Here is a 17,615-nt window from a genome sequence, read left to right as displayed (position 1 = left end):
CGGACATCCGGCGCCGCTTGCGCAACCTGAAGGTGAGCCCCTAAGGTTTCCCCGGCGAGGGGGCGGACGGTGCGGGACGGGACCATCGAGATCGGTTGCGAGGCGACCGAGCACGTCAGCCTCGCCTACCACGAGAACGCGACTCCCGTGGTCCGGGAGATCGTCATCCGCAACGGGTCGGCGGCGGAGCTGCGCGACGTCGCGGTGCGGATCGAGAGCCGGCCGCCGGCGGTGCGGGCTCTCACCCTGCGCCTCGACCGGATCGCGGCCGGCGCCAGCCACCACATCGCCACGCCGGACCTGCGCCTCGATGCGGCGGTTCTCGCCGGCTTCACCGAGGCGAGTCGCCTCGACCTCGCCGTGACCCTGACGGAGGCGGGCGGGGCACGGGCCGAGACCGTGGCCGCGTTGCGCCTGCTGCCGCCCTCGCATTGGGGCGGCGGCCGCAGCGCCCCGGAACTGCTCGCCGCCTTCGTCCGGCCCAACGACCCGGCCGTCGATGTGATCCTGCGCGACGCCGCGACCAAGCTCGCGCAGGCCGGCCGCGCGACCGGCCTCGACGGTTACACGACGGGCACCAAGACGCGGGTCTGGGAGCTCGCCGAGGCGATCTGGGCGGCGCTCGCCGACCGCCGCATCGCCTACGTGCTGCCACCGGCGAGCTTCGAGCAGACCGGCCAGAAGGTTCGGGGGCCGTCCGACGTGCTGGAACGCCGGGTCGGCACCTGCCTCGACCTCTCGCTCCTCTACGCCGCGTGCCTCGAACAGGCCGGCCTCCACCCGCTCCTCGTGCTCACGACGGGACACGCCTTCGTCGGCCTATGGCTCAAGGACGAAGATGGGACGAGCGCCCTCATCGACGACATGCAGACCCTGCGCAAGCGCCGCGACCTCGAGGACGTGATCCTCGTCGAGACGACGCTGCTCACCCACACGCCGCCGGCCCTGTTCGCGGCGGCCACGAGCCAAGGCGGCGCCCAGGTCGAGGAGACGGCCCCCGCCGCCCTCGACGTCGCCATCGATGTCCGGCGCTGTCGCCGGCGCGGCATCCGCCCGCTGGATCTCGGCAATGCCGGCCCGACGGCGCTGGCGCCCGCCGAGACGGCCTCCCTCGACCAGGGCCTGTCGGTCCCGCCCCGGTTCCAGGACGAGGAGGTCGGCCGGGTGGAGCCCCCGGTGGCCGGGCCCGTCGACCGTCTCGAGACGTGGAAACGCAAGCTTCTCGACCTGACCCTGCGCAACAAGCTCCTGAACTTCAAACCCGGCAAGGGCTCGGTGATCCTCGACTGCAGCGAGGCCGGCGCCCTGGAGGACCGGCTCGCGGCCGGACACGCGTTCCGCCTGCTCCCGTCATCCGATGGGCCGGACGGGGCGGAGGTTCGCAGCGGCGACTTCCTTGCCCGGCGCCCCCTCGACGACGTCCGGCGCCGGGACCTCGCCGCCGCGCTGGCCCGCGGCGAGGTGCACACGACGGCGACGGAAGGGGAGCTCGACCGCCGCCTCCTCGACCTCTACCGGCTCGCCCGCAACGGCTTCGAGGAGGGCGGGGCCAACATCCTGTTCCTCGCCGTCGGCTTCCTGTCGTGGACGCGAAAGCCCGGCGAGGCCATCCACCGCGCGCCCCTCCTCCTCATCCCCGTCGCCCTCCAGCGGTCGAGCGTGCGCGCCGGTTTCCGCCTCGCCCTCCACGACGACGAGATCCGCATCAACCCGACCCTGCTGGAATTGCTGCGGGAGGATTTTCGCCTCCGGCTGCCCGAACTCGAGGGCGAGTTGCCCCGCGACGCCTCCGGCATCGACGTCGAGGGCATCTTTCGCATCGTGCGCGGCCATGTCCGCGACCTCAGGGGCTGGGAGGTGGTGCCCGACATCGTCCTCTCGGCCTTCTCCTTCACCAAGTACCTGATGTGGAAGGATCTGGTCGATCGGGCCGACCTCCTGAAGCGCAACCCGGTGGTGCGCCACCTCATCGAGACGCCCAAGCACGCCTACGGCGACGGTGCGCCCTTCCCGGAGCCCGGCCGCCTCGACGCCGAGCACCCGCCCGAGACGGTGTTCGCGCCGCTCTCGGCGGATTCCTCACAGCTCTCGGCCGTCATCGCGGCGGGGGCGGGCAAGGACTTCGTGCTGTTCGGGCCGCCCGGCACGGGCAAGAGCCAGACCATCGGCAACATGATCGCCCAATGCCTGGCGCAGGGGCGCACGGTGCTGTTCGTCTCGCAGAAGACTGCCGCCCTGGAGGTGGTGCAGCGCCGCCTGAACGAGATCGGGCTCGGCGATCACTGCCTCGAAGTGCATTCGACCAAGGCGCAGAAGTCGAGCGTGCTCGCCCAGCTGCGCAAGGCGTGGCACGAGCGCGCAAGCCCGCCGCAGGCGGATTGGCACGAGGCCGCGGGCGACCTCGCGGCCCTGCGCGACGAGCTCAACCGCCTCGTCACCGCCCTGCATCGCCGGCGCGAGAACGGGATGAGCGCCTACGAGGGGTTCGGCCACGTGGTCGCCGCCGGGGCCACGGAGCCGGCCATCGCCCTGGCGTGGCCCGACCACAGCGCCCACGATGCCGGCACCCTCGCGCGGCTGCGGGCCGCCTGCCGCGACCTGCGCCCGGTCCTGGCCGCCCTCGGCTCACCCGTCGATCATCCGCTGCGGGGGATCGCGGCGACGCAGTGGTCGCCGGTCTGGCGCGCCGGAATGGCGGCGGCCATCGCGGCGCACGCGGACGCGCTCACCGCCCTCCGCGCCAGCGGCCGGGCCTTCGCGGACGCCATCGGCCTCGGCGATCTGCTCGCGACCCCGGCCGGGACGCGGGGCCTCGTGGTGCTCGACGCCTATCTCGTGCGACCGGAAGCCCCTTGCGGCACCGCCTTCCTCGCCGACACCGCCGGCGACCTGCGCCGGGCGGTGGCGGCGCGCGAGCGCTTCCGCACCGTCCGGGACGAAGGGCTCGCCCGCCTCGCCGGCCGCTACCGGGCGAGCCTGCTCGATCAGGATCTCCCCGCCCTGCTTGCCGAATGGGTCGCCGCGCAGGGCGCGAACTTCCTCGTGCGCGGCGGCCGGCTCAAACGGGTCCAGGCCCGGGTCCAGCCCTACGTCGAGGGACCGGCGCCCGCCGATCTCGGCCCGGACCTCATCGGTCTCATCGAGGTCGCCCGCCACATCCGGGCCGGTTGTCCGGAGGACGCGCGGCTCGCCAGCCTCGGCGCGCCCTGGAACCTGCCCGAGACCGGAGGGGACCCCTTCCGGGCGCCCCTCGACTGGGCCGAGAAAATCGAAAAACTCGTCGCCATCCTCGCCCCCCAGACGCTGGGGACCGACACCTTGCGCGACCACCTCGTCCGCCTCGTCCGGACCGAGGGGCGGGCCCTCGCCGAGGGTGGACACATCGCACGCGCCTACGGGCGCTTCAGTCGCGACCGCGCCGCCGTCACCGAGACCGGAGCGGCACTGGCGTGCCTCGCCGGCCGCGACGATCCGCAGGAGCCCATCGAACCGGGCCCGGACTGGATCGCCGGGAGCCTGGAGCGGATCGGCGGCTGGACCGCGGGCCTTGGCCGCGCACAGGCCTGGTGCGCGTGGCAGGCCGCCGTCCGGACCGCCCGCGACGCCGGCCTCGGGCCGCTCATCGCCGGCCTGGAGGCGGGCCGCGTCGCCCCCGAACGGGCCGAGGCGGCGTTCGAGGCGGCGTATGCGCGGTGGTGGATCGACCGGGTCGTCTCCGACGATCCCGTGCTCGCCCGCTTCCTGCCCGAGCGCCACGAGGATTCCATCGCGCGCTTCCGCGCCGCCGACATCCGGGTGTCCGAACTCTCCAAGCGCGTGGTGCGCGCCCGCCTCGGCGGCGGCGTCCCGGCTCCCACCGCCTTCGGGGCCGATCCCGAATGGGGCACCCTGTCGCGCGAGCTGACGAAGAAGACGGCGCACCTGCCGCTCCGCAAGCTGTTCGCCCGGATGCCGTCGGCCCTGACCCGGCTGACGCCCTGCGTGATGATGAGCCCGCTCTCCATCGCCCAGTACCTGCCGCCGGATTCGACGCCGTTCGACGTGGTGATCTTCGACGAGGCCTCGCAGATCTCGCCCTGGGATGCCATCGGCGCCATCGCGCGCGGCAAACAGGTCGTCATCGTCGGCGACCCCGAGCAATTGCCGCCGACCAATGTCGGCGACCGCGGCGTCGACGCCATCGAGGACGGGTCGGACGTGGCCGATCAGGAATCGATCCTCGACGAGTGCCTCGCCGCCAACATCCCCCGGCGCAACCTCGACTGGCACTACCGCAGCCGCCACGAGAGTCTGATCGCGTTCTCGAACGCGCGCTATTACGGCGGGCGGCTCGTGACGTTCCCCTCCCCCGTTACGGACGACCGGGCGGTCCGTCTCACCCTGGTGCGTGACGGACTCTACGAGCGCGGCGCGGGACGGGTGAAGCGGCCCGAGGCGCGGGCCGTCGTGACGGAGATCGTGCGGCGCCTGCGCGAGCCCGCTTTCGCCGGGGAGCGCCGGTCGCTCGGCATCGTCACCTTCAACGGCGAGCAGCAGCACCTCATCGAGAACCTGCTGGACGAGCAGCGCCGCGCCCATCCGGAGCTGGAGCCGTACTTCGACCGGACGCACTGGCACGAGCCGGTCTTCGTCAAGAATCTCGAGAACGTGCAGGGCGACGAGCGCGACGCCATCCTGTTCTCCGTGGCGGTGGGACCCGACGCCACCGGGCGGGTGGGCGGCACCGTGTCGTCCCTCAACAAGGAGGGCGGCTACCGGCGCCTGAACGTCGCCATCACCCGGGCCCGGCGCGAACTCGTGGTGTTCGCCTCGCTCCGGCCGGAGCAGATCGACCTCGGCCGCACGGGATCGCGCGGGGTACGCGACTTCAAGCACTTCCTCGAATTCGCCGAGCGTGGGCCCCGGGCCCTCGCCGAGGCGTTCGCGCCCACGGGCGGCGACGTGGAATCGCCGTTCGAGGCCGCCGTGATGGCGGCCCTGGAGGCCAGGGGCTGGAGCGTCCACACGCAGATCGGCGTCTCGGGCTTTCGCATCGACCTCGGCATCGTCCATCCCGACGCGCCGGGCCGCTACCTCGCCGGCATCGAGTGCGACGGCGCCACCTACCACCGCTCCGCCACGGCGCGGGACCGCGACCGCCTGCGCGAACAGGTGCTCGTCGATCTCGGCTGGCGCATCCGCCGGGTCTGGAGCACGGACTGGTGGATGGACGCGGGCCATGCCCTCGACAAGCTCGACGGACGTCTGCGCGAGGATCTGGAGACGGACCGCCGGCAGGCCGTCGAGACGAAGGACGCCGCCCCCATCATCCCGCCCGAGATCGGCCCGGCGGATGCGGAGCCACCGGCCGAGGAACCCAGCCCCGAGTCCGCCAACGATCCGCTGCCCGAACAACCCCAGGCTGTCGAACCGGCGCGGCCCTATGCCGACCTCGCGGCGGCGCCCGTCACGGCCGCGGTCCCGGTGCCGTCCGGCTACCGCTTGGCCGACCCGGCCGATCTCGGCGTGTCCCTCGAACCGGCGCGATTCCACGAAGCCGCGTACCGGCCGGTCCTCGCCGCGATGATCGCGCACGTCCTCGCCGTCGAGGCGCCGATCTACGAGGAGATCCTGGTGCGCCGCGTCAGTCGCGCCCACGGGATCGCGCGCGTCAGCCCGCCCGTCCGCGATGCGATCCTCGACGGGGTCGATCCGGCCATCGCCCGCACGGACGACGAGGGGCGCGCCCTGCTGTGGCCCCCGGGCGAGGCACCATGCGCGAGCCGCCCCCATCGTCCCGCCGACCCTGGCGTGCGCAGCCACGCCGAGACGCCGATGCCCGAACTCGTGGGCCTCGCCGAAACGCTCCCCGCCCGAACCCAGGAGGCCGACCGGGTCCGCCTCATGGCGCGCGCCCTGGGCCTGTCGCGGCTCGAGGCCACGACGCGCGCACGCTTCGAGCGGGCCCTCGCACGCGCCGGCCACGCCACACCGGCCTGAGGCAACGGCGCATCTATCAGTGTCCAGCGGGTGCCGCCTGCGCCTTAGTCGAGCCGAACAGGGCCCGGACCCGCCGGGTGATCGGCGCCAGGACGAACTGCACCACCGGGATCGTCAGGCCGCCGACCACGAGCCCGCCGAGGCCCGACAGGGTCGCGGTGGTGAGCCATTCGGCGGCGCCCGTTAGGCTCGGAACCGCCGCCGCCATCCCTTTCGCGGCATCGTGGACGAGATGGGCCGGGGCGGTGACGCCGAAATGCTCCAGGCCGTGCAGCAGGATGCCGCCGCCGACCCACAGCATCGCGGCCGTGCCCAGGATGGCGAGGCCGCTGAGGAAGTACGGCATGCCGACGACCAGCGCCCGTCCGAAGCCCTGGGTCACGGGGCGCAGGGCCCGATCCGTGCCGGAAGCCGCCGCCCCCGGCGTGTCGTCGCGCAGGCCGAGGAGGGTGGAAGCCGGGCGGTCGTTGCCGGCGAGCGCCACGCCGGCATCGTCCGCCTTCACGATGAGGGCGACGACGCCGTAGACGAAGAGGGTCACGCCGATGCCGACCACGGCGAGGATCGCCGCCTGGGTCACCGTCGACTCCGTGGTGAGGGAGGCGAGCGTCAGGGCCATCACCTCGGCCGAGAGGATGAAGTCGGTCTGGATCGCGCCGCGCACCCGCTGGTCTTCCTGGGCCTGCGCATCCTGCGGGCCGGTGGCGACCGCCGCCTCGGGGGCATGCGCGGGGGCGGGCACGAGGGCATGGAGGATCTTCTCGGCCCCCTCGTAGCAGAGATAGAGACCGCCGAGCATGAGCAGGGGCGTGATCACCCACGGCACGAGATAGCTCAGCAACAGCGCCCCCGGCAGCAGGAACAGGAGCTTGTTCTTCAGCGACCCGACGGCGATGCGCCAGACGATGGGCAGTTCGCGCGCGGCGGCGAAGCCCACGACGTAGCGTGGAGTCACGGCGGCGTCGTCGATGACGATGCCGAGCGCCTTGGTGCCGGCCTTGCCGGCTTGGGCCACCACGTCGTCGAGGGAGGCCGCCGCCACCCGGGCGAGGGCCGCGACATCGTCGAGAAGTGCCAGAAGTCCCACGCTCACGATCGATTCCCCTCGGCATATGTCCCGCCCGAGACATGGCACAGCCACGGGTGCTCGCAAACCGGCGGCCGTGACAGGGGGGACGCCGACCGGGCCCGGACCGTTGAACCGGGACTGAACCGCCCCGTTCAGTTCCGGTCCGGAGCCATCCCGTAAATCGGTCCCAGCCCGAAAGGGCGCTTCCGAGACCGTCAGGACATCCATATGAAAGAGCTTCAAACCGCCACCGGCACCGTCTGGGCCGTGTTCGGCCACCGCTTCGCCGTCGAGGGACCGCAGGGGCGGTTCCTCGCCGATCTCGGTCCCGAAGGGGCCAAAGGCCTGACCCTGACGCCCGGCGACACGGTGACGGTGACCGGAAGCCCACCGAGGTCAAGGTGAGAAGCCTCACCCGCGGCGACGGCACGGCCCGCCCCATCGCCTGGCCGGCCAAGCCCGAGCAGCCCGATCATGCTCCAGTCGATCCCGAAGCCGCCCTCGCCACCGCACGCGAGGCCGGCTACACGCCGATCGGCGAGGCCAAGCGCAAGCCGAAGCATTTCGAGGTTCCGGCCTCGCGGGACGGCGCGGTCTTCACCCTTCACATCGACCTCGGCGGCGCGCTGCGCAAGGCCGAGCCGATCCGCGTCGCGTAGCCGACCCTCAGCAAGCGGCCACGTTCACCGCGAGACCGCCGAGCGAGGTCTCCTTGTACTTGTCCTGCATGTCGGCGCCGGTCTGGCGCATGGTCTCGATGACCTCGTCGAGGGAGACGCGGTGGATGCCGTCGCCGCGCAGCGCCAAGGAGGCGGCCACCACAGCCTTGTTGGCCCCGAAGGCGTTGCGCTCGATGCAGGGGATCTGCACCAGGCCGCCGATGGGGTCGCAGGTCATGCCGAGATGGTGCTCCATGGCGATCTCGGCGGCGTTCTCGACCTGGGCCGGCGTGCCGCCGAGGAAGGCGGCGAACCCGGCGGCCGCCATGGCGGCGGCCGAGCCGACCTCGCCCTGGCAGCCGACCTCGGCCCCCGAGATCGAGGCGCGGGTCTTGATGAGGCCCCCGACGGCGGCGGCCGTGAGCAGGTAGTCGCGCCCGCGCGCCTCCGACCAGTCGGGGCAGAAGTCGCGGGCGTAGCGCAGGACCGCCGGCACGATGCCGGCCGCTCCGTTGGTGGGCGCCGTGACCACGCGGCCGCCGGACGCGTTCTCCTCGTTGACGGCGAGTGCGTAGAGGCTGATCCAATCGACGACCTCGTGGGCCGGGCGCGCGTTGCGCAGGCGCCCGGCCGTCAGGTCCTCGTACAGACGCCGCGCCCGGCGCCGGACCTTGAGGCCGCCCGGCAGTTCGCCGCCCTGGCGCAGGCCCCGCTCGATGCAGGCGAACATGGCCTCCGCGATGGCGTCAAGACCCTGATCCACCGCTTCCGGGCCGCGGGTGGCGCCCTCGTTGGCCCGCTGCACGGCGGCGATGGACAGGCCCGTGCGGGCACAGACGGCGAGGAGTTCGGCGGCACTCGCATAGGGTAGCGGAAACGCCGCCTCCGGCCCCGGCTCGGGTCCCGCCTCCGATACCACGAACCCCCCTCCGACGGAGTAGAACACCTGGGTGTCGCGGATGCCGCCCGCTGCGTCGAGGGCGGTGAACCGCATGCCGTTGGTGTGCAGCGGCAGGACCTCGGTGAAGTTGAAGACGAGATCGTGGTCCGGGTCGAAGGCCGGGCCACCGAGCCACAGGCGCTTGTCACGCCTCAGATCCGCGACCAGTCCCTCGACGGCGTCGGGATCGACGGTGGCCGGCGCATGGCCGAGCAGCCCGAGGACGATGGCGACATCGGTGCCGTGGCCGCGCCCGGTCCAGGCGAGCGACCCGAAGATCTCGGCGCGGATGCGCGCCGCGCCCACTCCGCCCCGGACCCATTCGCGGAACCGGCGCGCCGCGACCATCGGCCCGACGGTATGCGAGCTCGAGGGGCCGATCCCGATCTTGAAGAGGTCGAAGGCGCTGATCATCGGCTCGGGGTCCGTTCGGGCGACAGGGGGCCGGTCCCGGCGTCCTACGCCGATTCACGCCGGACCGACACCGGACCCCCGGCCGGCTCAGCAGGAAACGGGCCGTCCCCGGATCACTCCGCCGCCCGCACCTCCGGCGGACCCGTCCGGGTGGCGCGCCGCACCGTCGAGCGGGCGGCATCGATGGCGATGGCGGCTGCACTCATGGTGCGCGCCTCCGTCGGCCGCTCCAGGGCATGGCGGGCGATCTCACCGGCGAGATCGTCGATCTCGGCGGCGAGGGCGTCGAGGCTCCTCCGGTCGGGCGCATCCCGCACCCCGGCGCGGATGGCGAGGAGCCGGTCGGTGGCCTCCTCGACGCGTTCGCGGCGCACCCGCGACAGGCGCTGGCGAATCCAGGCCAGCGCCGAGCCGAAGCCGCCGCCGAGGAAGGCGACGAGGTAGATCCAGGTCTCGTAGCGCTCGATGAAGCCCTGCTGCTCGCGCTCGAAGAAGTCGATGGCGCCGGGATGGATCGGCAGGCGCGCGCTGGTGGCGGCGGCCGTGGTCTCGTAGCTCGGGGCCAGCATGTAATCGGCTGCCGGCGTGGCGTTGGAGAGGCCGCTGCGCAGTTCGAACAGGTGCTGGGTCACATCCGCCGCCACCGTGCGCGACAGGCCGGCCCGGGCCATGAGGCGGTAGGACGCCCCGATGGTGCGGACATCCTCGGCCGGCACCTTCGGAGCACCGCCGAACAAACCCGCCGGGATCGTCACCGCCTGAAGGCGGGGCATGCGCTCGATGATGGCGGTGCCGTCGGCCACATCGATGAACGCGACCTTGCGGGTGCGGCTCGCCGCCTGGACGATCCCGACGATGCGGAGCGCCGTCGGTGCCGCCGGCGCGATGACGGAGACGACGGCATCGACCCGCTTCCTCGCGAAGGCCTGGGCGAGGTCCTTCTCCTCCAACTGCACCAGGGCGACGTGGCGGGCTGGCACGGGGCCATCGGAAGCGTCGTCGAGGAGAGTGAGGCCGTAATGCTCCACCAGGCCCTTGATCAGGGTGTGGTCGGCATCCCGATGGGCCAGGATGGCGAGGCGTTTTCGATCGAGGCCGGCAAACTCCGTGATGCCCGACGGCTCGGGGGAGGCGATGATCATCGCCTGATCGCGCAGGATCGCGAGGGTCAGGCCGTTCTCCGGCAGGGCGACGTCGGGGCGCACCACGGCGAGATCCGCCTTGCCCGTCTGCAGGGCGGCGGCGGAATCGCGCACATCGTCGAAGGGCAGAACCTTGAGGCGGATCTCCTTGTGGCCCGCCTTCAGGGCGTCGGCATAGGCCCGGATCAGGGCGGGCTCGGTGCCGTCGCTGGGGGCCACGGCTACCGTCAGGGTGGTGGCGCGGGAGACGTAGAAGGCGCCCGCCGCCCCGAACGCGAGGAGTATGGCGAGGGCGAGGAAGACCAGCTCGCGCCGGATGGGCAGGCCCTGAAGGGTCATCCGTGGGTTCGGACTCCTGGAAATCGCGGCGTTACGTCCGCAAGGCGCCACTGCAACGTGCCGCGGGGCGGGGCGGTTGCAGGCTCCCGCCTTGCCTTGTCAGGGACCGGCCGAATCGGCGATATCGGTGCCATGCGAATCCGCGCGCGACTCGTTCTCAGCCTGGTCCTCTGCCTGCCCCTCGGCGAGGCGGTGGCCGCCCCCGACGTGCCGGCCCTGGAGCGGGCCTGGACGGCGTGCGTGCGCGAGTCCTTCGCCGAGCAGCCGGCGATCCAGGGCAAGGCCGGCGCCCAGCGGAATGCCCTCGATGCCTGCAAGGAGCGCGAGGACGCCTACGTCGCCGCCCTCATGGCCGAGCGCGCGGCCGGCGACGGCAATCGGACCATGGCGACGCGTGCCCGGGAATGGGCCGCCTCCATGGCCGCCTACGTGGTCGATCCGGTCTCGTCCTGGATCGCGATGCTGCGGCGGTGAATGCCGTCGCGGCGCGGTGAGATCTAGGGACCTTCATTCAATGGCCGACCCGCGATAGGGTCCGTTCCCGTCGCCCCGCCTTCGGGGTGCCCGACCGGAGACCCGTATGCCCGGCATCGCCGCCCGTCGCGCCAAGCGTCTCACTCTCGCCGCCGCTCTCCTCGCCGCGCCGGCCGCCCTCGGCCAGGGCGCCGACAACCCGGATTCCGTCAAATCCCAGGTGAGCGTCGCCCCCGGCAAGCCGGTGCAGATCGCCGTGCTCAACCCCTTGAAGCGCGATTGCAGCCCGGGCGCGGCGCCGACCCTGCGCGTGCCGGGCCTGCCGAAGCACGGCCGGGTCATCGCCACCACGGCCGAGATCGCCACGGGCAAGAAGAACCGCTGTCCGGATCAGAAGGTGTCCGGACAGGTCGTGGTCTATCAGGCCAACACCAGCTACAGCGGCCCCGACGAGGTCCAGATCGAGGTCGAGACCGCCGAGGGCGAGGTCCGCCGGGCGACGATCCGCATTGAGGTCACGCAAGCGGGCCTGCCGTCGGGCCAGCAGCGCCTGTAGGGGGCGCCCCTGGGGGCTCCCCCGTCCGGTGTCGTCAGGCTTCCGATTCCGGCCGGTCGACGTTCTGCTCCACCTCGTCGGCCGTGTAGCCTTCGAGCCAGTCGGCGCTGTTCTGCGAACCGGCCGGATACGGGTTGGCCTCGTCGGACTGGCCGGCGCGCTTGGCGGCCAAGCCCTCTTCCATCACCGTCTGCGATACGAATGCCATGGGTATACCTCGCTCAGCTCTTGTCCGAGGGGTGAACACGGCTCAGGGCGTTTGGGTCCGTCCGATCCCCACCCCCGTCGAGCCGAACCCCCCGGCGCCGCGCCCGGACCCGGCCTCCGCCGGTCCGTCCACGACGGTGAAGCCGGGGCGGGTGATGCGGGTGAAGACGAGCTGGGCGATGCGATCGCCCGGCGCGATCACCAGGGGCGCCCCGGGCGCAGGATTGCGGTTCCAGGCCGAGATCATCAGCGGGCCGGTGTAGTCGGCGTCGATGACCCCGACGCCGTTGCCGAGCACGAGGCCGTCGCGGTGGCCGAGCCCCGAGCGCGGGTAGATCAGCCCGCACCAGGACGGATCGCGGATCACCAGGGCGAACCCCGCCGGAATCAGGACCGCCGGGTCCTGCGACGCCAGGGTCAGGGGCGCGTCGAGGCAGGCGTGGAGGTCGAGGCCGGCGGCCCCGGCCGAGCCCCAGTGGGGGAAACCCCAGCCGGTCAGGCGATCGTCGAGCAGGCGCAGATCGACGGCGAGTTCGGGCGGCGCACTCACGCCGCCCGCGCCGCGATGGCGTCGGCCATGGCCACAACGCGGGCGGCCTCCACGGCGTGCAGGCGCTCGATCATCCGCCCCTCGAAATCGACCACGCCGCGCCGGGCGTTGGCGGGATCGGCGAAGACCGCCAGGATGGCGCGGGCCTCGGCGATGGCCTCCATCGTGGGTCCGAACACCGCGTTGGCGGGGTCGATCTGGCCCGGGTGGATCAGCATCTTGCCGTCGAAGCCGCAATCGCGGCCCTGCTCGCACTCGGCCAGGAACCCGGCAGCGTCGCGGAACGCGTTGTAGATGCCGTCGATGACGTCGATCTCGTAGGCGCGGGCGGCGGCGACCACGTTCATCAGCCACGGCATCAGGGCCGGGCGACCCGGCACGCCGAGGCGGACGCGACTGGCCTTGGCCAGGTCGTTGGGACCGACGATGAGGCAGGCGAGCCGGGTGTCGACGTCGCGGGCCGAACTCGCGATCTCGGCGATGTGCAGGAGCGCCATCGGGCTCTCGATCATCGCCCACACGCGGGTGCGCTCGGGCGCCCCGAGGCGGCGCAGGCGGGAGCCGACGGCCACGAGGGCGTCGGGGCCGGTGACCTTCGGGACCAGGATGGCGTCAGGGCCCGCCGGTGCGATGGCCGCAAGATCCGTCTCGCCCCACGGTGTGTCGAGGGGATTGATCCGGACCACCACCTCGCGCCGGCCGAATCGCCCTTGGCCCACGGCCCCCGCCACGGCCCGGCGGGATTCGTCCTTCGCCTCGGGCGCCACCGCGTCCTCGAGGTCGATCATCACCACGTCGGTGGGGAGGCTCGCCGCTTTCTCCAGGGCCCTGGCATTGGAGCCCGGCATGGACAGTACGCTGCGGCGGGGGCGAATCTCGGTCATGGCGTGTAACCCCGTCGCGCGAATCCGGCATCGCCGGGAGCGGTACCGCTCCCGGGTCTTCGATTCAAGACGAGCCGGTTCCTCGACCTCTCAGCCGCGCGGGCGGGTCGCCATACCGGCGTCGCGGGCCACCTGCCGCTCGAACCGGCGCGGCGCGAGATTGTCGCGGGACATGCGCCGCATCCCCAGCACCAAGAGGGCGAGGGCCGCGAGGGCGAACGGCCCGCCGACGACGAGGGCCCCGGCGATCTCCGAGCCGAGCAGGGCGCCGAGTCCCTTCACCAGGAAGACGACGAAGAGCATCAGGGCGGCGAGGACGAGGAGCGCGGCCGTGCCGAACGCGGCGACGAGGCCGAGGATCGCCCGGATGTTGCCGTCGGTCTCGCGGCGCAGGAGCTTGAATTCACCGCCGACGAGATCGGCGGCATGGCGCACACTGTCGCCCAACAGGGCGCCAACACCTTTCGCCGACGGATCTCGCATCATGGTCCTCGTTGTGGTCCCATGCTCAGTGAGGTCCATGGGGAGCCGAACGGTGCAACCGTGGCCAGGCCGCGCGTGTTCCCGGAAATCACCGATTCCGAAATCAGGCGCCGGCCCCGTCGAGGCGCCGCGTGTCGACGAAGGTGCGCCCATCGGCGAAGCGGTAGATCACGCTCTCGGACAGGCGGCCGTTGGTGCGGATCAGGATCGCGGCGGGGCGGGTGAGGTCGTCGGCCCGGTCGAGGGCCTCGGCGACGCTCATGGGGACGTCGCGCCCGCCGCCGAACTGGCGCCACCACTGCACCGCCTTCTCGCGGGGATATCCCGTCTGTTCGAGGCCGATCCGGACCCGGTGGATCAGCCCGTCCTCCGTGCGGAACACCACGTCGAGGCTGCCGGAAGCGATGTGGCGGGCGAGCTGCCAGCCCCGGACGCCGCGCCAGACCGGCACGGCCCGCGACAGGATCGGGTGCTCGTCCTCGGCCGCCGCCTCGTGGCTCGGGCCGTCGTCGGCCTCGTCCTCCGGCTCGACCCAGCAACCCTCGCAGGTGCTGGCGTTGAGCGGAATGAGGGCGCCGCAGCCGGGGCAGGCTTTCGCCCGCACCTCCCCCTCGCGGCCCTTGATGAGGGCGGCACTTCGGGCCGTGACGATGTCGACGGGCCCGTGCATCCGCACCAGCCCGGCATAGTCGAGGATGAGGGCGTCGGTCTTGCGCGGCGCGGTGCGGAGCGCCCGACCGACCTGCTGAACGTAGAGCCCCGTGCTCTGGGTCGGGCGCAGGAGCGCGATGAGATCGACGCGCGGCACATTGAAGCCCGTTGCGAGCACGCCCACGGAGGTGAGGCAGCGCACCCGCCCGGCGCGAAAGTCGCGCACGATCCGGTCGCGCTCGCGCTTGCCCGTCTCGCCCGTCACCATCTCGCAGGAAAAGCCCTCCGCCCGCACGGCGTCGCGCACGGCCTCCGCGTGGGCGACGCCGGCGCAGAAGGCGAGCCAAGCCCGGCGGTCACGGCCGTAGCCGGCCATCTCCTCCACGGCGGCGCGGGTGATCCAGTCCTGGTTCACCGCCGCCTCCAGGGCGCTCGGGATGTAGTCGCCGCCGCGCTTGCCCACGCCCGAGACGTCGAGCGCCGTGGCGGTGGCCTTGCAGATCAGGGGCGCGAGGTAGCCCTGGTGGATGAGATCACCGACATTCGCCTCGTAGACGATGCGCTCGAACAGCCGGCCAGCGCCCTCGTCGAGGCGGCCGCTGTCGAGGCGGTAGGGCGTGGCGGTCAGCCCGACGACGCGCAGGTCGGGCCGGGCGGCCCGCAGGGCGGCGAGGAAGCGGCCGTAGCGGGTCTCGGCGGCACGCGGAATCAGGTGGGCCTCGTCCACCACCACGAGGTCGAAGGCGCCGATGGCCTCGGTCCGGTTCCAGACCGACTGGATGCCGCAGAACAGAATCTGCGTGGCCGTCTCGCGCCGATTGAGGCCGGCCGAGTAGATGCCGGCCGGGGCGTCCGGCCAATACGCGAGGAGTTCGCGGTGGTTCTGGGCGATGAGCTCGCGGGTGTGGGTGACGATGGCGATCCGCGCGCCGGCCTCGCGGGCGATCGTTTCCCGCACCAGGGCCGCGATGACGAAGGCCTTGCCGGCCCCCGTGGGCAGGACGATGAGGCCGTCGCCGGTCTCGCTGCGCCAGGACGCGTAGAGGGCGTCGAGGCTGGCACGCTGGTAGGGTCTGAGCTCCATCGCCGGTCTCTACGGCGCTTCGCGCGGATGCGGAATACCGGGACGGTGCGGCCCGCTTATTCGCTGCCGCGCACCACCCGGGTGATGCGCTCGACCATCCCCTGCGACAGGCGCACGAACTGCCCCGTGCCATGGCCGCGTCCATCCAGCAATTCGGCGAAGAGGGGCTTAGCGGGCTCGTAGGCGAGGGCTTCCACCGGCCGGATGTTGCGCCGCTTGGCGCGCAGGCGCTCGGCCAGGGCGTCGGGAACGAAGGGATCGCGCAAGGCGGGCATCTCCTGTGACGGCCGTCCGGTCGGGCTCGAACCGGGCCTAAGCACCCCGGGTTGCAGAGGCCTTAAGGCGGCCCCACGGAACTCCCCCTCACGCCACCGTGTTTCGCTCGAACTCAGCGGAGAAGAAAATTCATGTCGGACAGCGTGCTTGCCTCGGTTGCCTTTCCCTCCCTTGGCCTCGCCCGTTCGGCGCGCGACCGCCTCGCGCGGGCGGGGTTCGCCCGCAACAGCATCGACATCATCCGCCACGACGACGACTTCTCCGTCGCCATCAACACCCGCCCCGAGAACAAGGCCCGGGCCGAGCGCATCCTCACCGGCTCGCCGCTCGCCGACGACCTGCGCCGGACGGGCGATTCCGTCGTGGCGGCGGTCAACACCAATCGCGGCCTCGCACTCGGACTCGCGGCCCTGGCGGGGTTCGCGCTGTTCGGGCTGACGCGGCGGCGGTGAGACGGCAGCCTCAGGCGGCCAGAGTCGTCGCGAATTCGCCGACCCGCCGCAGATCCGCGACGAAGGCCGCGTAGGCCTCGTCCTTCGCCCCATGCGGCAGACGCAGCAGGTAGGACGGGTGCACGGTGATGAACCCCGCGTAACCCTTGCCGAACTCCGCCGGCCCGCGTGCCCGGGTGACGGGGATCGCCCGGCCGGCGAGGGCCAGGACGGCGGTGGCGCCGAGTGCCACCACGAGGCGGGGGGCGACGAAGTCGAGCTCGCGTTCCAGCCACCAGCGGTAATGGCTGACCTCGCCGGCGGTGGGGTTCTGGTGAATGCGGCGCTGGCCGCGCTGCTCGAACTTGAAATGCTTGACCGCATTGGTGAGGTAGGCGTCGCCGCGCACGATCCCGGCTTCCGCCATGGCTCGGCTGAGGAGCTGGCCCGCCGGCCCGACGAAGGGGCGGCCCTGGCGGTCCTCGTGATCGCCCGGTTGCTCACCGACGAAGGCGATGGCGGCGCCCACCCGTCCTTCGCCCAGCACCGCCTGCGTCGCGCCCGGCACCAGGGGCTCGGAACGGCGGATGATGGCGTTCAGGGCGTCGAGGGAGTCCGGGGCCTGATCCACCATGGCGGCGACGGCCCGGACGGGGTCGCGCTTGATCGCCTTCCGCGGCGCCCGCTCGATCATCGTCTCCGTGCGCGAGGCCGCCGCCCGGACGAGGCCCGGAATCGCGGCGGTCTCGGGCATGTTGCGCCAGTACTTCTTCGGCATCTCGGCCCGCATGGCGGCGAGATTGGTGCGGGCGGGGTTGAAGGTGCTCTCGTAGTAATCGCGCCAGCCTGCCTCGAACCCGTCGCTTGGCGGCGCGTCCTCGCGCCGTCCGGATGGGCCGAAGCTGAGCGTCTCCGTATCCCACCGGACCGAGCCCTCGGGGGTGAGGATCGTCCAGTGCAGCCCCCGGAACCGGCCGACGAAGAAGGGCGCGGCCGCCTCCAGGATGTGGTGATCGGGCTCGAACCAGGCGACGAACCGTTCGGGCTCCGCCCCCTCCACGCGGCGGAAGCGCAGGAACGCGTGCATCTTGTGCAGATCGCGGGCGATGGCCTTGGCCATGCGTTCCAGGCGATGGACCAGGGGATCACTCGACACTTCGAGCAGGCGGCGCTCGCCGTGGAGGACGCGCCAAACCAAGGTGTAGAGCAGGGCGTAGCGTTCGGGGTCGCGGTGCGGCACCACGCGGGCGACGAGGTCGGCGACGCCGCGCGGCAGGGCCAGCGGCGGGGCGTCCGTCGTCTCAGCCGAGGCTCCGAACAGGCCGGGCGCCTCGCCGACGGACCAGGCAACACGCTCGGGCGGGACCGCAGCGGCGGCCAGACGCCGGACGGCGGCACGGAACCCGGTCCCGTCCGCGCCGGGGCCGAGGAACACCGCCTGCGGCCCGGTTCCGAACAGGTCGCCGCCCGACTCCAT

16 protein-coding genes are annotated in these 17,615 nt (G+C 72.4%); 6 read left to right on the top strand and 10 right to left on the bottom strand.

Annotation, left to right across the window (positions count from 1 at the left end; all coding sequences use genetic code 11):
- Positions 1-69 precede the first annotated feature (69 nt).
- Complete coding sequence (locus MKK49_RS22775) at positions 70-5,979, top strand: DUF3320 domain-containing protein (RefSeq protein ID WP_244032223.1); 5,910 nt, start codon at positions 70-72, stop codon at positions 5,977-5,979.
- Between the two features lie 16 nt (positions 5,980-5,995).
- Here MKK49_RS22775 and MKK49_RS22770 read toward each other — a convergent pair whose 3' ends face one another.
- Positions 5,996-7,072 carry a DUF808 domain-containing protein gene (locus MKK49_RS22770; protein ID WP_244032222.1) on the bottom strand — a complete coding sequence of 359 codons (1,077 nt, stop codon included), beginning with the start codon at positions 7,070-7,072 and terminating at the stop codon, positions 5,996-5,998.
- 204 nt (positions 7,073-7,276) lie between these two features.
- Between MKK49_RS22770 and MKK49_RS22765 the strand changes: the two genes are divergently transcribed.
- Both MKK49_RS22765 and MKK49_RS22760 read left to right on the top strand, forming a co-directional pair.
- Positions 7,277-7,453 carry a hypothetical protein gene (locus MKK49_RS22765; RefSeq protein ID WP_244032220.1) on the top strand — a complete coding sequence of 59 codons (177 nt, stop codon included), beginning with the start codon at positions 7,277-7,279 and terminating at the stop codon, positions 7,451-7,453.
- Positions 7,450-7,707, top strand: a complete 258-nt coding sequence (locus MKK49_RS22760) for a hypothetical protein (protein ID WP_244032218.1) — start codon at positions 7,450-7,452, stop codon at positions 7,705-7,707. Before MKK49_RS22765 ends, MKK49_RS22760 begins: the two co-directional genes overlap by 4 nt.
- A gap of 7 nt (positions 7,708-7,714) precedes the next feature.
- On the opposite strand, the gene MKK49_RS22755 is transcribed toward MKK49_RS22760, so the two are convergent.
- The gene (locus MKK49_RS22755; RefSeq protein WP_244032216.1) at positions 7,715-9,061 is read right to left on the bottom strand and encodes an L-serine ammonia-lyase; all 1,347 of its coding nucleotides are present in this window, start codon (positions 9,059-9,061) and stop codon (positions 7,715-7,717) included.
- A gap of 113 nt (positions 9,062-9,174) precedes the next feature.
- Positions 9,175-10,542, bottom strand: coding sequence for a TAXI family TRAP transporter solute-binding subunit (locus MKK49_RS22750; RefSeq protein ID WP_244032214.1), 1,368 nt, complete (start codon positions 10,540-10,542; stop codon positions 9,175-9,177).
- A 132-nt stretch (positions 10,543-10,674) separates the two neighbouring features.
- Here MKK49_RS22750 and MKK49_RS22745 point away from each other — a divergent pair, with 132 nt between their 5' ends.
- Together MKK49_RS22745 and MKK49_RS22740 are read left to right on the top strand one after the other, a co-directional pair.
- A complete protein-coding gene (locus MKK49_RS22745) occupies positions 10,675-11,016 on the top strand; it encodes a hypothetical protein (protein WP_244032212.1) in 342 nt (113 codons plus the stop codon).
- Between the two features lie 106 nt (positions 11,017-11,122).
- Positions 11,123-11,572, top strand: a complete 450-nt coding sequence (locus tag MKK49_RS22740; protein ID WP_244032210.1) for a 4-aminobutyrate aminotransferase — start codon at positions 11,123-11,125, stop codon at positions 11,570-11,572.
- Positions 11,573-11,606: 34 nt separating this feature from the next.
- On the opposite strand, the gene MKK49_RS22735 is transcribed toward MKK49_RS22740, so the two are convergent.
- The 6 genes from MKK49_RS22735 to MKK49_RS22710 form a co-directional block, all read right to left on the bottom strand.
- The gene (locus MKK49_RS22735; protein ID WP_244032208.1) at positions 11,607-11,780 is read right to left on the bottom strand and encodes a hypothetical protein; all 174 of its coding nucleotides are present in this window, start codon (positions 11,778-11,780) and stop codon (positions 11,607-11,609) included.
- A gap of 42 nt (positions 11,781-11,822) precedes the next feature.
- Positions 11,823-12,329 (bottom strand): dUTP diphosphatase, encoded by a 507-nt coding sequence (dut, locus tag MKK49_RS22730; RefSeq protein ID WP_244032207.1) that lies wholly within the window; start codon positions 12,327-12,329, stop codon positions 11,823-11,825.
- A complete protein-coding gene (locus MKK49_RS22725; RefSeq protein ID WP_244032206.1) occupies positions 12,326-13,213 on the bottom strand; it encodes an HpcH/HpaI aldolase/citrate lyase family protein in 888 nt (295 codons plus the stop codon). Before MKK49_RS22725 ends, dut begins: the two co-directional genes overlap by 4 nt.
- Positions 13,214-13,303: 90 nt before the next feature.
- On the bottom strand, positions 13,304-13,660 hold the full coding sequence (locus MKK49_RS22720) for a phage holin family protein (RefSeq protein WP_244032205.1): 357 nt from the start codon (positions 13,658-13,660) through the stop codon (positions 13,304-13,306).
- A gap of 139 nt (positions 13,661-13,799) precedes the next feature.
- Positions 13,800-15,431 (bottom strand): DEAD/DEAH box helicase, encoded by a 1,632-nt coding sequence (locus MKK49_RS22715; protein WP_244032204.1) that lies wholly within the window; start codon positions 15,429-15,431, stop codon positions 13,800-13,802.
- Between the two features lie 56 nt (positions 15,432-15,487).
- Positions 15,488-15,706, bottom strand: a complete 219-nt coding sequence (locus tag MKK49_RS22710) for a hypothetical protein (protein ID WP_244032203.1) — start codon at positions 15,704-15,706, stop codon at positions 15,488-15,490.
- A 132-nt stretch (positions 15,707-15,838) separates the two neighbouring features.
- Between MKK49_RS22710 and MKK49_RS22705 the strand changes: the two genes are divergently transcribed.
- Positions 15,839-16,159 carry a hypothetical protein gene (locus MKK49_RS22705; RefSeq protein ID WP_244032201.1) on the top strand — a complete coding sequence of 107 codons (321 nt, stop codon included), beginning with the start codon at positions 15,839-15,841 and terminating at the stop codon, positions 16,157-16,159.
- 10 nt (positions 16,160-16,169) lie between these two features.
- Here MKK49_RS22705 and MKK49_RS22700 read toward each other — a convergent pair whose 3' ends face one another.
- Entirely contained in the window at positions 16,170-17,615 is a 1,446-nt protein-coding gene (locus tag MKK49_RS22700) for a UdgX family uracil-DNA binding protein (protein ID WP_244032199.1), read from the bottom strand.

Origin of the sequence: Methylobacterium sp. J-090 (genome assembly GCF_022829345.1) — a bacterium.
In the GTDB taxonomy this organism is placed as follows: Bacteria; Pseudomonadota; Alphaproteobacteria; order Rhizobiales; family Beijerinckiaceae; genus Methylobacterium.
The sequence above is the reverse complement of the archived record's forward strand: the minus strand, read 5'-3'. Positions and strand labels throughout refer to the sequence as shown.

Excerpts from the sequence above, each read along its gene's own strand:
- MKK49_RS22765 (WP_244032220.1), top strand. The coding sequence starts at position 7,277 with ATGAAAGAGCTTCAAACCGCCACCGGCACCGTCTGGGCCGTGTTCGGC.
- MKK49_RS22755 (WP_244032216.1), bottom strand. The coding sequence starts at position 9,061 with ATGATCAGCGCCTTCGACCTCTTCAAGATCGGGATCGGCCCCTCGAGC.
- MKK49_RS22750 (WP_244032214.1), bottom strand. The coding sequence starts at position 10,542 with ATGACCCTTCAGGGCCTGCCCATCCGGCGCGAGCTGGTCTTCCTCGCC.
- MKK49_RS22745 (WP_244032212.1), top strand. The coding sequence starts at position 10,675 with ATGCGAATCCGCGCGCGACTCGTTCTCAGCCTGGTCCTCTGCCTGCCC.
- MKK49_RS22740 (WP_244032210.1), top strand. The coding sequence starts at position 11,123 with ATGCCCGGCATCGCCGCCCGTCGCGCCAAGCGTCTCACTCTCGCCGCC.
- MKK49_RS22735 (WP_244032208.1), bottom strand. The coding sequence starts at position 11,780 with ATGGCATTCGTATCGCAGACGGTGATGGAAGAGGGCTTGGCCGCCAAG.
- MKK49_RS22725 (WP_244032206.1), bottom strand. The coding sequence starts at position 13,213 with ATGACCGAGATTCGCCCCCGCCGCAGCGTACTGTCCATGCCGGGCTCC.
- MKK49_RS22715 (WP_244032204.1), bottom strand. The coding sequence starts at position 15,431 with ATGGAGCTCAGACCCTACCAGCGTGCCAGCCTCGACGCCCTCTACGCG.
- MKK49_RS22710 (WP_244032203.1), bottom strand. The coding sequence starts at position 15,706 with ATGCCCGCCTTGCGCGATCCCTTCGTTCCCGACGCCCTGGCCGAGCGC.
- MKK49_RS22705 (WP_244032201.1), top strand. The coding sequence starts at position 15,839 with ATGTCGGACAGCGTGCTTGCCTCGGTTGCCTTTCCCTCCCTTGGCCTC.
- MKK49_RS22700 (WP_244032199.1), bottom strand. The coding sequence starts at position 17,615 with ATGGAGTCGGGCGGCGACCTGTTCGGAACCGGGCCGCAGGCGGTGTTC.